This window comes from Aeromonas sp. QDB30 (genome assembly GCF_027707645.1).
GTDB classification, from domain to species: Bacteria; Pseudomonadota; Gammaproteobacteria; order Enterobacterales; family Aeromonadaceae; genus Aeromonas; species Aeromonas caviae.
In genome coordinates this window covers 1-14942 of the sequence record NZ_JAPCIY010000034.1, presented here as the reverse complement: position 1 = coordinate 14942, position 14942 = coordinate 1, and the positions used below count along the sequence as shown (strand labels likewise).

Annotated in this window: 9 protein-coding genes and 1 pseudogene; 6 read left to right on the top strand and 4 right to left on the bottom strand. The window is 62.3% G+C overall.

What is annotated here, in order from left to right; translation table 11 throughout:
• Positions 1-25 precede the first annotated feature (25 nt).
• The 3 genes from galK to galE are packed head-to-tail and all read right to left on the bottom strand — an operon-like array spanning position 26 to position 3292.
• Positions 26-1174 carry a galactokinase gene (gene galK, locus PG896_RS11875; protein WP_042882341.1) on the bottom strand — a complete coding sequence of 383 codons (1149 nt, stop codon included), beginning with the start codon at positions 1172-1174 and terminating at the stop codon, positions 26-28.
• Positions 1171-2229: a UDP-glucose--hexose-1-phosphate uridylyltransferase gene (locus PG896_RS11870; RefSeq protein WP_201872550.1), complete on the bottom strand. Its 1059-nt coding sequence runs from the start codon at positions 2227-2229 to the stop codon at positions 1171-1173. The genes galK and PG896_RS11870 overlap by 4 nt, the downstream gene beginning before the upstream one ends.
• Before the next feature lie 49 nt (positions 2230-2278).
• A complete protein-coding gene (gene galE, locus PG896_RS11865) occupies positions 2279-3292 on the bottom strand; it encodes a UDP-glucose 4-epimerase GalE (protein ID WP_045522836.1) in 1014 nt (337 codons plus the stop codon).
• Positions 3293-3508: 216 nt separating this feature from the next.
• Here galE and PG896_RS11860 point away from each other — a divergent pair, with 216 nt between their 5' ends.
• From PG896_RS11860 to PG896_RS11835, 6 genes and pseudogenes are all read left to right on the top strand, one after another.
• The gene (locus tag PG896_RS11860) at positions 3509-4513 is read left to right on the top strand and encodes a substrate-binding domain-containing protein (RefSeq protein ID WP_010676018.1); all 1005 of its coding nucleotides are present in this window, start codon (positions 3509-3511) and stop codon (positions 4511-4513) included.
• 658 nt (positions 4514-5171) lie between these two features.
• Positions 5172-8246, top strand: a pseudogene (locus tag PG896_RS11855) (beta-galactosidase).
• Positions 8247-8465: 219 nt separating this feature from the next.
• A complete protein-coding gene (mglB, locus tag PG896_RS11850) occupies positions 8466-9452 on the top strand; it encodes a galactose/glucose ABC transporter substrate-binding protein MglB (protein ID WP_010676016.1) in 987 nt (328 codons plus the stop codon).
• Positions 9453-9505: 53 nt separating this feature from the next.
• The gene (mglA, locus tag PG896_RS11845; RefSeq protein ID WP_043153953.1) at positions 9506-11026 is read left to right on the top strand and encodes a galactose/methyl galactoside ABC transporter ATP-binding protein MglA; all 1521 of its coding nucleotides are present in this window, start codon (positions 9506-9508) and stop codon (positions 11024-11026) included.
• Between the two features lie 15 nt (positions 11027-11041).
• Entirely contained in the window at positions 11042-12052 is a 1011-nt protein-coding gene (gene mglC / locus PG896_RS11840; protein WP_010676014.1) for a galactose/methyl galactoside ABC transporter permease MglC, read from the top strand.
• Positions 12053-12109: 57 nt separating this feature from the next.
• Positions 12110-13843 carry a methyl-accepting chemotaxis protein gene (locus PG896_RS11835; RefSeq protein ID WP_039039635.1) on the top strand — a complete coding sequence of 578 codons (1734 nt, stop codon included), beginning with the start codon at positions 12110-12112 and terminating at the stop codon, positions 13841-13843.
• Between the two features lie 782 nt (positions 13844-14625).
• Here the strand turns inward: PG896_RS11835 and PG896_RS11830 are convergent.
• A complete protein-coding gene (locus PG896_RS11830) occupies positions 14626-14802 on the bottom strand; it encodes a hypothetical protein (protein WP_152551730.1) in 177 nt (58 codons plus the stop codon).
• Positions 14803-14942: the final 140 nt, after the last annotated feature.

Sequence of the window (14942 nt, the reverse complement as noted above, 5' to 3'; positions counted from 1 at the left end):
GGCGTCACCCGTTGTCAGGCGTGCGTTACAGTCTGCCGGCCCCTGCGCTGGCACGGCAGACGTAGCAGTCCGCCTTGAGGCCGAAACGGGCCGGGTATTCCGCCTCCACCACGGCGATCACCTCGGCCACCTTCTCGGGGCGCAGCAGGGCGACCACGCAGCCGCCAAAACCGCCGCCGGTCATGCGCACACCGCCTTCGCTGCCGATCCGGGCCTTGATGATCTCCACCAGGCCGTCGATGGGGGGCACGGTGATCTCGAAGTCATCCCGCATGGCGGCGTGGGACTGGCCCATCAGCTCGCCGAGGCGCACCAGATCGCCCTGTGCCAGCGCATCGGCCGCCGCCAGAGTGCGGGCGTTCTCGCCGACCACGTGGCGGGCACGGCGATAGCAGGCCTCGTCCAGACCGGCCTTGCCCGCTTCCAGGGTCGCCAGATCCAGGTCGCGCAGGGCCTTGACCCCGTAGTGACGGGCGGCGGTTTCGCACTGCTGGCGACGGGTGTTGTATTCGCTGTCCACCAGGCCGCGGCGCACGTTGGAGTTGACGATGAGCACCGCCAGATCGGTGGGCATGGGGATGAGCCGGGTCTCCAGGGAGCGGCAATCGAGCAGCAGGGCGTGATCCTGCTTGCCGCTCGCGGAGATCATCTGATCCATGATGCCGCAGTTGCAGCCGACGAACTGGTTCTCCGCCTGCTGGCCGTTGAGGGCGATTTCCGCCTGGCTGATGGCCAGCCCCTGGGCCTCCTTGAAGGCCTGGCCGATGGCCACCTCCAGGGAAGCGGAGGAGGAGAGACCCGTCCCCTGGGGCACGTTGCCGGAGACCACCAGATTAAGGCCGCGCAGGGCGTGGCCCCGTGCCTGCAGGTGTTTCACCACGCCGCGGATGTAGTCGCTCCAGCGCTGGCTGGGGTGGTGCTCGATGGGTTGATCGAGACTGAACCGGTCGCGCTGGTTGTCGTAGTCGGCGGCGATCACTTCGACCAGGTTGTCGCCGCGCAAGCCGATGGCGACGCAGGTCTCGTAGTCGATGGCGCAGGGCAGCACGAAGCCGTCGTTGTAGTCGGTGTGCTCGCCGATGAGGTTGACGCGGCCTGGAGCCCGTACCAGCAGGTCGGGTTGTTGCTCAAACTGCTCGGCAAACACGGCGCTGACGCGCTGGCTCGGGGTCATAGGGCCTCCTCGTTGGCCTGATTCTGGTCGTTGTAGTGGATGGGACTGAGGGCGTGCAGCCGTTCCGCCGCCTGTTCCGGGGTGAGATCGCGCTGGGTTTCGGCCAGCATCTCGAAGCCCACCATGAATTTGCGCACCGTGGCGGAGCGCAGCAGGGGCGGATAGAAGTGGGCGTGCAGTTGCCACGCCTCGGGGCAGTCGGAACGGGGCGGGGCGAAGTGCCAGCCCATGGAGTAGGGGAAGCTGCACTGGAACAGGTTGTCGTAGCGGCTGGTGAGCTCCTTGAGCGCGATGGCCAGATCCTGTTGCTGTTCCCGGGTGAGATCCAGCATGGAGGGGACATGGGCCTTGGGCAGCAGCAGGGTCTCGAACGGCCAGGCTGCCCAGAAGGGCACCACCGCCAGCCAGTGGGCCGTCTCCACCACGATGCGGGAGCGATCCGCCAGCTCCCGCTCCACATAATCCAGCAGCAGGGGGCGGCCGTGTTCGGCCAGCCAGGCGCGCTGGTGCGCCTCTTCTCGGGCAATCTCGTTGGGCAGGAAGTCGCTGCCCCAGAGCTGGCCGTGAGGGTGCGGGTTGGAGCAGCCCATGACGGCGCCCTTGTTTTCAAAGACTTGCACCCATTCCCACTGGTCAGAGAGCTCGGCCACCTGGTCCATCCAGGTGGTGATCACCCCTTCGATGGCGGGCAGGGGCAGCTCGGGCAGGGTCTTGCCGTGATCCGGCGAGAAGCAGATGACCCGGCTGGTGCCCCGGGCGGCTTCCAGCTTCAGCAGGGGATCCGGCGCCGCGTCAGCGGCCGGGGTGTCCTGCATCAGGGCGGCGAAGTCGTTGGTAAAGACGAAGGTGCCCTGATAGTCGGGGTTGATATCGCCGGTCACCCGGGTGTTGCCCGCACAGAGGAAGCAGTCGGGATCATGGGCCTGGCTCGGCGCCAGGCTCACCTTCTCGACCTGGCCTTGCCAGGGGCGCTTGGCCCTGTGAGGGGAGACCAGCACGTACTGGCCGGTGAGCGGGTTGAAGCGGCGGTGGGGGTGATCAACGGGGTTGAACATCATCACTCCAGTGTGTGAGTTGAATACATCCGAAGGCGCAGGCCAGGGCCTACGCCTCGTAACCATTGGGGTTGGCGGACTGCCAGCGCCAGCTGTCGGCGCACATGGCGGCGAGATCCCGGCTGGCGTGCCAGTCCAGTTCCCGAGCGGCCTTGGCGGGATCGGCCCAGCACTCGGCGATGTCGCCGGGGCGCCGTGGCTCGATCCGGTAGGGAAGGGGCCGACCGCAGGCGGCCTCGAACGCCGCGACCATCTGCAACACGCTCTGGCCCTGGCCCGTGCCCAGGTTGTAGGCGTGGACACCGCCCCGTCCGGCGCAGTGTTCCAGAGCCTTGACGTGCCCTTCGGCGAGATCCATCACATGGATGTAGTCGCGCACCCCGGTGCCGTCGATGGTTGGGTAATCGTTACCAAAGACCGAGAGGCAGTCGCGTCGGCCGATGGCGACCTGGGTCAAAAACGGCATCAGATTGTTGGGGATGCCCTGGGGATCCTCCCCCAGGGTGCCGGACTCGTGGGCGCCGACGGGATTGAAATAGCGCAGCAGGGTCATGCTCCAGTGGGGCTCGGCCCGCTGCAGATCCTCGAGGATCTCCTCGATGATCAGCTTGGATCGGCCGTAGGGGTTGGTGGCGCTGCGGGGGAAATCCTCCCGGATCGGGGTGCTGGCAGGATCGCCGTAGACGGTGGCCGACGAGCTGAACACCAGATTGCGTACCCCGGCCCGTTTCATCGCCTGCAGCAATACCAGGGTGCCGCTCAGGTTGTTCTCGTAGTAGTCCAGCGGGATGCGGGTCGACTCGCCGACCGCCTTGAGGGCGGCGAAGTGGATCACGGCGTCGATGTGCTGCTCGCTGAAGATGCGATCCAGCAGGGCCGGGTCACGGATGTCCCCCTCGTAGAAGCGGGGCTCGTGCCCGCTGATGGCGGCGACACGGGTCAGGACGCCCGCCTTGCTGTTGCAGAGGTTGTCCACCACCACGGGCTCCATGCCTGCGGCCTGCAAGGCCAGACAGGTGTGGCTGCCGATGTAGCCGCAACCGCCGGTGACCAGTACTTTCATCCGTTGTTCCACCCTCAACTCCTCGCATCAGGAAAGCCTGAGCAGGAGTCTAGCCGAGGGGCTGACGGGCAAACTGTGAGCTGCTTAACAAATACGTGTAAACGATTACACTTGTTTTCATCGACCAATGTGGCAAGTTCTGATTTTTCCCCCTGTTATCAGTGACATTGAACGGTATAATGCGGCCAGTTGCAGCGTGAAATAAGTGAAAACAGCATGAGCACCATCAAGGATGTCGCCCGTTTGGCCAATGTGTCAGTGGCAACGGTTTCACGGGTGATGAACAACTCACCCAAGGCCAGTGCCGCCTCCCGCGAGGTGGTGCTGAAGGCCATGGCCGAGCTGGGCTATACCCCCAACGCCAACGCGCGGGCCCTGGTCAGCCAGACCTGTGACACCATGGGAGTGGTGGTGGGGGACGTGGCGGATCCCTTCTTCGGCGCCCTGGTCAAAGGGGTCGCGGCGGTGGCGGTGGAGCAGGGCTTGCACCTGTTGATGGGTAATGGTTTTCACCGCGCCCAGCAGGAGCGGGAGGCCATCGAGCTGCTCATCGGCAAACGCTGCGAGGCACTGGTGGTGCACAGCAAGGCGCTCGGCGACGAGGAGCTGGTCGACTACGCCCTGCGTGCCCCCGGCATGGTGCTGATCAACCGCGACATTCCGAGTCTGAGGGGGCGCTGCATCGCTCTCAACAACCGCCAGGGTGCGGCGACCGCCACCCGTCATCTGCTGGATCTCGGCCACCGCCATATCGCCTTCCTGAGCTCGGATCACGCCATCGAGGATGCGCTGTTGCGCCATCAGGGCTATCAGGATGCCCTGGCGGAGGCGGAGGTCTTCGCCGATCCCGAGCTGGTGGAGAGCGGCATGCCCAATGAAGAGGGGGGTGAGCGCGCCATGCTCAACCTGCTGGCCAAGGGGTTGCCCATCACGGCGGTGGTGGCCTACAACGACGCCATGGCGGCAGGGGCCATCTCCGTGCTGGCGGACAACGGCCTCAAGGTGCCGGAAGAGGTCTCTGTGGTGGGCTTCGATGACATCATCTACGCCAGATACCTGAGACCCAAGCTCTCCACCATGCGCTATCCCATCGAGCTGATGGCGGCCCAGGCTGCCAAGCTGGCGCTACAACTCGCCGCAGGGGAGAGTGAATCGGTGCAGAGCCGCATCTATACCCCCACCCTGATCAACCGCCATTCGGTCGCTCCCGTCAGGTCCTGATCGCAGCGCTTGCGCCCTGTCGGCGCAAGCGCTGCACCTGGCGAACCCGTACTGCAGCCCATAAAGCGCCCCCATAGCTCAGACTATGGGTAGCTCAGACGGATAGCTCAGAGCATGGCTAGCGCAGACCATAAAGGACTGTCTGAGGAGTGACAACCGTCCCCTCACACTCCCTGCCTACTGAACTCGGCTGCTCTTCCCGCTCGTCTGTCACGAGCTCCTCTCCCCCGGCCTGCCGAGCCTCACTTCCGGCCAGATCCTGCCAGACACCCGCCATGGCTTTTCTCTGCGCCGGGCAGGGGCTCTCGTGGCCTCTGCACACTCCTTCGAGAGACCGGGCTGCGTGCCCGGAACCGGGTTGAGGCGCTCCAGCACCTGATGAGACGAGGGGGGCGCGATGTCGGGTCTTTGCCATGGCTTGCTCCGCTTGTTCGGTCATTGCCTCCCGGTTTCACACTCCCGGGCATCTTTTGCCCTTCCGAAGGTCCGCTTTTTCCCCCGTGGGGGTCATTTACCCGGATTTATCCGATTTTTACTCCGTTTTACTTAACAAAATGAGTGTAATCGTTTACATCTGTGTGAGCGGGATCGCCGATCACCGGGCAAAACTCTCCTACACTGCAGTGGTTTTCAGCGTGAATGCAGGGAGAAGTGAAGCATGCTCAAGGAGATAGTGGCCCGTCAGGATTGGCAGACCCAGGGGATCACCGCCGTGAACCGGTTGCCAGCCCATACCCCCTTGTCCAGTTGGCGCAGTGAAGGGGAAGCCAGGATAGGGGGGTTGTCACCTTCCCGCCTGCTGCTGGACGGCGAGTGGCAGTTCTCCTGGTTCGAGGCCCCGGAGCGGGTGCCGGAGCAGTGGCTGGTGGAGGATCTGCCGGATGCCTGCCCCATCAAGGTGCCGGGCAACTGGCAACTGGCTGCGGCCTATCCGGGGGCGCGACCCGTCACGGATGTGCCCATCTACACCAACATCAAGTACCCCTTTCCCTGCGACCCGCCGCGGGTGCCTGCCGAGAACCCCACCGGTTGCTACTCCCGCGAGTTCACCGTTGCTGCGGACTGGCTGGCCGAGGGGTAGACCCGGATCATCTTCGACGGGGTGGACAGCGCGTTTCACCTCTTCTGCAACGGCCGCTGGGTCGGTTACTCCCAGGACAGCCGGCTGCCGGCGGAATTCGATCTGACCCCCTTCCTTCAGGTCGGGGCCAACCGCCTCGCCGTCCTGGTGCTGCGCTGGTCTGACGGCTCCTATCTGGAAGATCAGGACATGTGGCGCATGAGCGGCATCTTCCGCTCAGTCAGCCTGCTGCACAAACCGGCCCGTCATTTGATGGATATCCGGGTGACGCCCGAGCTCGACGCCTGCTACCGGGATGCCCGCCTCAAGGTTGAACTGCAGGCGGCCAACGGAGCCGGTCTGTCGGTGGAGGCCAACCTCTATGATGGCGACGAGCGGGTCGCGACCCTGCGCCAGCGGATCGGCACCCAGGCCATCGACGAGAAAGGGGTGTATGACGATCGCGCCGAGTTGTGGCTGACGGTAACGGCGCCACACAAGTGGAGCGCCGAGACCCCGCACCTCTATCGCCTGACCCTGACCCTGCTGGACGAGCAGGGAAGCACTCTCGAGAGCGAGGCCCATGACGTGGGCTTTCGGGCGGTGGAGATCCGTGGCGGCCTGCTGCGGGTCAACGGGCAACCCCTGCTGATTCGTGGTGCCAATCGCCATGAACACCATCCCGCCAGGGGTCACGTGGTGACCCCGGCCGACATGGAGCAGGATCTGCTGCTGATGAAGCGGCACAACTTCAACGCGGTGCGCTGCTCCCACTATCCCAATCACCCCGAGCTCTATCGCCTGTGCGACCGGCTCGGCCTCTATGTGGTGGACGAGGCGAACCTGGAGACCCACGGCATGACCCCCATGGGGCGGCTGGCGCGGGATCCCGCCTGGAGCAACGCCTTCCTGGAGCGGGTTACCCGCATGGTGGCCCGGGACTTCAACCACCCCTGCATCATCATCTGGTCCCTGGGGAACGAATCCGGTTATGGCCCGGCCCACGACGCCATGTATCGCTGGGTGAAGGGGGCGGATCCCAGCCGCCCGGTGCAGTACGAAGGGGGCGGGGCCGACACCCCGGCCACCGACATCATCTGCCCCATGTATGCCCGTACCCACCAGGATCAACTCTTCCCGGCGGTGCCCAAGTGGGCGCTGGCCAAGTGGATCGGCCTGCCGGAAGAGACCCGGCCGCTGATCCTGTGCGAATACGCCCACGCCATGGGCAACAGCCTGGGGGGCTATGCCCATTACTGGCAGGCATTTCGCGATCATCCGCGGCTGCAGGGTGGGTTTGTCTGGGACTGGGTCGATCAGGGGCTGGACAAGCAGACCGACGATGGCCGCCATTTCTGGGCCTATGGTGGCGATTTCGGCGACACTCCCAACGATCGCCAGTTCTGCTGCAACGGCCTGCTGTTCCCCGATCGCACCCCCCATCCTTCCCTGTTTGAAGCCCGGCGTGCCCAGCAGCCCTTTGTTCTGACCCTGCAGGGTCGCCAGCCGCTGACGGTGGAGATCCGCAGCGAATACCTGTTCCGCGAGACGGACAACGAACGCCTGCTGTGGCGTCTGTGTGAAGACGGCGTGGTGGTGAGCCAGGGTGAATGCCCGCTCGCGCTGGCCCCCCGGGGGAGCATGACGCTGACCCTGCTGGAGCAACTGCCGGCCTTTGCGCCGGGGGCGCTCGCCTGGCTGGATCTCGCCATCGTGCAGCCCACCGCCACGGCCTGGGCCGGAGCGGGTCACGAGGTGGCTCGCCAGCAATGCCTGTTGCCCGCGCCCCTGGCGCTGCCGTCGGCCTGCCCGGCGGTCAGCCTGACCGAGCAGCGCGATCACTGGGTGCTTGGCGCCGCAGATTCCCTGTGGCAGCTCGACAAGGCCAGTGGTCGCATCGTCAGCTGGCAGAAACAGGGCCGCGAACGGCTGCGCGACGCCATCGCCGATCACTTCTATCGGGCGCCGCTCGACAACGATATCGGCACCAGTGAGGCGGATCACGCCGATCCCAACGCCTGGATTGCCCGCTGGCAGGAGGCCGGACTCAATGATCTGCAGCACCGCTGTCTCGGCCTGGAGGCGAGTCCGGAGCTGGGTCTCATCACGGCGCACCACGGCTACTTCGTGGGTGACGAGCCGAAGATCCTGACCCGCTGGCATCACAGGGTGGACGGGGAGGGCGCCATGCACCTCGCCATCGAGGTGGAGGTGGCCGCCGACATGCCCTCCTTGCCGCGCATCGGTGCCCGGCTCTGGCTGGCCGATGAACCGGCCGAAGGTGCCCCGGTGAGCTGGCTGGGGCTTGGCCCCCACGAGAATTACCCGGATCGCCGGCTCGCCGCCGATCTCGGTCGCTGGCAATTGCCCATCGAGGCGTTGCACACCCCTTATGTCTTCCCGACCGACAACGGGCTGCGCTGCGATACCCGCGCACTGCAACTGGGGGATCTGGTGGTGGAGGGGCGCTTCCACTTCAGTGTCAGCCGCTACAGTCAGCAGCAGCTGACCGAAGCACGTCACCAGACCGATCTGGTGGCTCTGGGGGGCACGCACCTGTGCCTCGATGGCTTCCACATGGGGGTGGGAGGCGACGACTCCTGGAGCCAGAGCGTGCGGCCCGAGTTCTGGCTGTTGCCGGGTCGTTATCAGTGGCACTGCCGTCTGAGCTAGCCGGACCCGCCGTCGCGAGATGGCGAGACCCAAAGGCAGTTTCTCACGTAACTATTTAATTTTTAACAATATTACGGCTATGTAACAGAGTGTAAACGTTTTCATTTTGTTGCCAGGATCACAGACCGCCTCACAACAAACTGATTACATTAGGCTGGCGCCAGCTCAAACGGTGTACAGCATTCCCTACAAAAAACAGATAGAGATCGGAGCATAACAATGAAAAAACTCACGACAGTTGCCACCTTGCTGATGGGACTGATGGCGGGAGCCCAAGCCCAGGCCGATACCCGTATCGGGGTCACCGTCTACAAGTACGACGACAACTTCATGGCCGTGGTGCGCAAGGCCATCGAGAAAGAAGCGGCGGCCACCCCGGGTGTGGAACTGCTGATGAACGACTCCCAGAACGACCAGTCCAAGCAGAACGACCAGATCGATGTACTGCTGGCCAAGGGCGTGAAGGCCCTGGCCATCAACCTGGTTGACCCGGCGGCGGCCCCTGTCGTGATTGAGAAAGCCCGTGCGGACGAGATCCCCGTGGTCTTCTACAACAAGGAACCGAGCGCGGCCGACCTGGCCAGCTATGACAAGGCCTACTACGTGGGCACCGACTCCAAGGAGTCCGGCATCATCCAGGGCCAGCTGATCGCCAAGCACTGGAAAGCGCACCCCGAGTGGGATCTGAACAAGGATGGCGTCATCCAGTTCGTGCTGCTCAAGGGTGAGCCTGGCCACCCGGATGCGGAAGCACGCACCACCTACGTCGTCAAGACCCTGAACGATGGCGGCATCAAGACCGAGCAACTGCACATGGATACCGGTATGTGGGATACCGCCATGGCCAAGGACAAGATGGACGCCTGGATCTCCGGTCCGAACGCCAACAAGATCGAAGTAGTCATCGCGAACAACGACGGCATGGCGATGGGCGCTGTGGAATCCCTGAAGGCCCAGGGCAAGACCGCCATCCCGGTGTTCGGTGTTGACGCCCTGCCGGAAGCCCTGGCCATGGTCAAGAGCGGTGCCATGGCTGGTACCGTGCTGAACGATGCGGCCAACCAGGCCAAGGCCACCTTCGAGCTGACCAAGAACCTGGCCGAAGGCAAGCCGGCCGGTGAAGGCACCAACTGGAAGATCGACAACAAGGTCGTCCGCGTTGCCTACGTGGGCGTAGACAAAGACAACCTGTCCCAATTCGAGTAATTCCTCCCCTCAGGGCAAGGGAGATCCCCTTGCCCTCTTTTCAACCAGATGTGATGGCTGATATGACAACACGGCAACAATCAGAATGGCTGTTGGAGATGATTGACGTCAGTAAGAGCTTTCCTGGCGTCAAGGCACTCGATAATGTCAATTTACGGGTCCGTCCTCATTCTGTGCATGCGTTGATGGGCGAGAATGGCGCAGGGAAGTCCACGCTGCTCAAGTGCCTGTTCGGCATCTACGAGAAGGATCAGGGCAAGATCTTCTTCAAGGGACAGGAGATCAACTTCACCTCGTCCAAAGAGGCGCTGGAGAATGGCGTTTCCATGGTGCACCAGGAGCTGAACCTGGTACTGCAACGCACCGTGATGGACAACATGTGGCTCGGCCGCTATCCCACCAAGGGACTGTTTGTCGACCACGGCAAGATGTATCAGGACACCAAGCATATCTTCGAGGAGCTGGACATCGACATCGACCCCAGGGTCAAGGTCGGCACCCTGTCGGTTTCCCAGATGCAGATGATCGAGATTGCCAAGGCATTCTCCTATGACGCCAAGATCGTCATCATGGACGAACCCACCTCCTCCCTGACCGAGAAAGAGGTCAACCACCTCTTCAAGATCATCAACAAGCTCAAGGAGAAGGGGTGCGGCATCGTCTACATCTCCCACAAGATGGAAGAGATCTTCCAGCTCTGTGACGAGATCACCATATTGCGGGATGGCCAGTGGGTGGCGACCCAGCCCCTCCAGGGCATGACCATGGATCAGATCATCGGCATGATGGTCGGCCGCGAGCTCACCCAGCGCTTCCCGGAAAAAACCAACCAGCCCAAAGAGGTGATCCTCGAGGTCGAGCACCTGACGGCCAAGAACCAGCCTTCCATCAAGGACGTGACCTTCAACCTGCACAAGGGGGAGATCCTCGGCATCGCCGGTCTGGTGGGGGCCAAGCGCACCGACATCGTGGAGACCCTGTTCGGCATCCGCGATCGCAGCGAAGGGACCATCAAGCTGCACGGCAAAGAGGTGGCGAACCACAACGCCCACGAGGCGATCCAGAACGGCTTCGCCCTGGTGACCGAGGAGCGCCGCTCCACCGGGATCTATTCACGCCTCGACATCGCCTTCAACTCCCTGATCGCCAACATGGACAACTACAAGGGATCCATGGGGCTGCTCAGCGACAACAAGATGAAGAGCGATACCCAGTGGGTCATCGACTCCATGCGGGTCAAGACACCGACCCAGCAGACCCAGATCGGCTCCCTCTCCGGTGGCAACCAGCAGAAGGTGATCATCGGTCGCTGGCTGCTGACCCAGCCCGAGATCCTGATGCTGGATGAACCGACCCGGGGTATCGACGTCGGCGCCAAGTTCGAGATCTACCAGCTCATCCTGGAGCTGGCGAAGAAGGACAAGGGCATCGTCATCATCTCCTCCGAAATGCCGGAACTGCTCGGCATCACGGACCGCATCATGGTCATGAGCAATGGCCGGGTCGCGGGGATCGTCAACACCAAAGAAACTGACCAGAGCGAGATCCTGCGCCTGGCATCTCTGTACCTATAAAGACAGGAAGACATTATGGAGTCGGCTAAAAATTTCAATCTGATGCAGGCGCTCAAAGAGAACGGCATCTATGTGGTGTTGCTGGTGTTGCTCATGATCATCGTGATCAAGGAGCCTTCCTTCCTCAGCCTCACCAACCTCAGCAACATCCTGACCCAGTCCTCGGTACGGGTCATCATTGCCCTCGGGGTGGCGGGCATCATCATCACCCAGGGTACTGACCTGTCGGCCGGTCGCCAGGTCGGCCTGGCGGCGCTGATCGCGGCCACCATGCTGCAGGCCCTGACCAACGTCAACAAGGTCTTCCCCACCCTGGGGGAGGTGCCCATTCCGGCGGTGATCCTGCTGGTGTGCGTGGTGGGGGCCCTGATTGGTCTGGTCAACGGCCTGATCGTCGCCTACCTGAACGTGACGCCCTTCATCACCACCCTGGGCACCATGATCATCGTCTACGGCATCAACTCCCTCTATTTCGACTCCGTGGGGGCTTCTCCGGTGGCCGGGTTTGATCCTCGCTTCTCCAACTTTGCGCAGGGCTTCATCCGGATTGGCGGGTTCAAGCTCTCGTACCTGACCTTCTATGCGGCCATCGCCAGCGTCTTCGTCTGGGTGCTGTGGAACAAGACCCGCTTTGGCAAGAACATCTTCGCCATCGGTGGCAACCCGGAAGCGGCCAAGGTGTCCGGTGTCAACGTCGCCGTCAACCTGGTGGTCATCTATGCCCTGGCCGGTGTCTTCTACGCCTTCGGCGGCATGCTGGAAGCGGGGCGGATCGGCAGTGCCACCAACAACCTCGGCTTCATGTATGAGCTGGATGCCATCGCGGCCTGCGTGGTGGGGGGCGTTTCGTTTGCCGGCGGTGTGGGAACTGTCGCGGGTGTGATCACCGGCGTACTTATCTTCACGCTGATCAACTATGGTTTGACCTACATCGGTGTCAGCCCTTACTGGCAGTTCATCATCAAGGGCGGCATCATCATCCTGGCGGTAGCCCTGGACTCCATGAAGTACGCCAAGAAGAAGTAAGCATTGGCAGGGAGGGCCGGGTCATCCCGGCCCTTTCTCTTTGGAGGGACCCATACCATGGCATTCAAAGTCAAAATCAACGTGCTGTTGCTGCTCGCCATTCTGGTCACCATCGGTACCGCCTGGTTCAGCGTCAACCATTTCATCAGCGGCTACATCCGCACCCAGGCTACCCAGAACATCAACGAGCAGATCACCCTGGTCAGGGAGAAGCTAGCGGGTGACATCAACCAGAAGGTGCTGCTGGCCGCCAACCTCAACCTCGGGGTGACCAGCGTCAAGAAGGCGCTGCAGGAGACCGGCTTTCACAACATCGTCAAGCTCATTGGCGACATGGCATTCGACGCGAACGGGGTCATCGACGACAAGGCCAGGGTTGACGCACTGCGCAAGCTGATCCCCGCCGCCAACAACCAGATCACCGTCAGCCCGCTGGAGCAGCTGGACGGCAAACCCGTCATCTCCATCCTGGTGCCGCGCGGTGCCGACTCCGCCTACCTCTACTACCTCGACATGAGCGAGTTCAAGACGCTGCTGACCAAGGTAAGCGGGGAAGGGCGTTACTTCTCCCTCACCGACAGCCAGGGACAGGTGCTCTACAGCAGCAAGCCCCAGGGAGAGAGCGAGAGCCGCCCCAACAAGCTGGATATTCGCGGCAGCGAGTGGACCCTGACCGGTTATGTGGATCTCGACTATATCCGGGCCATGACCCAGGCGCTCAACGGCAAGATCACCCTGGCCCTGCTCGGGGTGGCGGCGCTGGTACTGGCCCTCTCCATGGTGGCCCTCAACCTGGCCTATAGACCCATCCTCTCCTTGCGCGACCTGGTGCAGGAGCTCTCCCAGGGCAATGGGGATCTGACCCGCCGGCTCACGGTGACCAGCAAGGATGATCTCGGCCAGATCTCGGCGGGCATCAACCGTTTCATCGAGCAGTTGCAGGGCATGATGGGGGAGGTGAGACAAGCGAGCGGCCAGCTCAATGAAGGGATATCGGCATTGGCGAGGCAGACGGGGTCGGCCCAGGGCCTGCTGGCGGAGCATGTGCGGGAGACCGAACAGGTGGTCACCGCCATCAACGAGATGAGCCGTACTGCCGTCTCGGTATCGGAGAGCGCGGCCAATACTGCCCAGCTGACCGGCCAGAGCCAGCAACTGGCCAACCAGTCGCGTCAGGTGGTGGATCAGGCCATGGCCAGCGTCACTGCGCTGGTGACGGAGGTGGAGGCCACGGCACACTCCATCGAAGCCATGCAGCAGGATGTGCAGCAGATAGGCTCGATTCTCGGGGTCATCGGTGGCATCGCAGAGCAGACCAACTTGCTGGCCCTCAACGCTGCCATCGAGGCAGCCCGGGCTGGTGAGCAGGGGCGGGGGTTTGCGGTGGTGGCGGACGAAGTGCGCTCTCTGGCGGGACGCACCCAGAAGAGCACTGCCGAGATCCAGACCATGCTGACCCGGCTGCAACGGGGTACCCAGACCGTGGTGGCCGCCATGGGCAACACCCGACAGAGCTGCCAGGATGCGGCGGAAAACACCAGCAAGGTGAATGCGTCACTGGATCTGATGGCGGGAGAAGTGGTGGAGATCAACGATCTCATCAGCCATATCGCCACGGCCGCGGAGGAGCAAAGTGCCGTCGCCGAGGAGATCAATCGCAACATGAGTGCCATCGCCGAGGTGATCACCCAGCTCAAGGGGAATGGCGAGCGCACCGTGGACAGCTCGAATGCCATGCAGCGCACCTATGACAGGCTGCGGGAGATAGTGGGGCACTTCCGGCTGGAATAGCGCCGGCTGGGCGAGTCCCGGGTACCCTGGCCAGCAATATCGTGGCCGGGGTGACCCATCAGCGGGCAGACGTGAAAAATACCCAAAAAAGATGGGGGCGACTTGCGTCGCCCCCGATAGTCTTATCGCTCATATCCTTGAACGAAGTTGCTCCCTGCAATCCCTGACTATACCTCTTCCTTTAGGTTTCCCCTTCCCAATCCTTTGGGGTGTCCTTTAGCCATCATGGCCTGACGAGTCATCCTTTCCCGTCGCACTTTCTCCGTCCTGGGAGGTGTCCTTTACCACATCCTGTGGTGAGTCCATTTGCCCAACCCTGGCAGCCAGTCTTCCTGACCGACTTCATTGCGTCCGTGCAGGAGTAACTATAAGGATTTCACGCAGGGCGACAACGGCATGTTGAAAAACGTTTTTTCTCAACTCGTTTCTCGCGAAATGATATAGACATTATTTTGTTATTAATCATTGTGTTGTCAGTGTTGCTTGTGGTTTTTTCACGCTTATCTTCCGACTATGGCGAGAATTTTTATGGCGTTTTACTCACTCATGTAATGGCGAATGTCTCACAGGCCGTTTACCTGGGGTTCAGAAAAGTCGGCGCTACCGGTGTCGATCGCAGATGGGCGCATGCGGGAGCCGACATCCAGGGGCGTGGTGTCGGCCCAATGGCAATCCCGGGGGAGTGAAGCGACGGGTCTGGATGGGGGCGAGGGCGAACGAGGGAATGGCATCACCCAAGAGGAGTGCATCCCCCCTTGGGTGAGAGGACGTGGGTGGGAGGATCAGTGGTGCTGGCTGCCGCCATACCATTGGCAAAGGTAGGCGGGCACCAGCATCTGGGGTGCCTGGTCGACATGGCATACCACCAGCGGCATGGCGGGGGCGCCCTGGGCGTGGACCAGGGCCGGGGCCATGGGCAGGACCAGGGCGACGAGCAGAAACAGCGACTTGATCTTCATGGTTATCTCCTTGATGACAGAAAAGCGTGTGATCCCGATCACTTTCTGAGTTAAGGCGAACCACATGTACAGGATCTTTAGCAGCAACCAATTGAAATAGATATAAAAATGGCTTCGATTGTGATCTGATTTTATCGCCA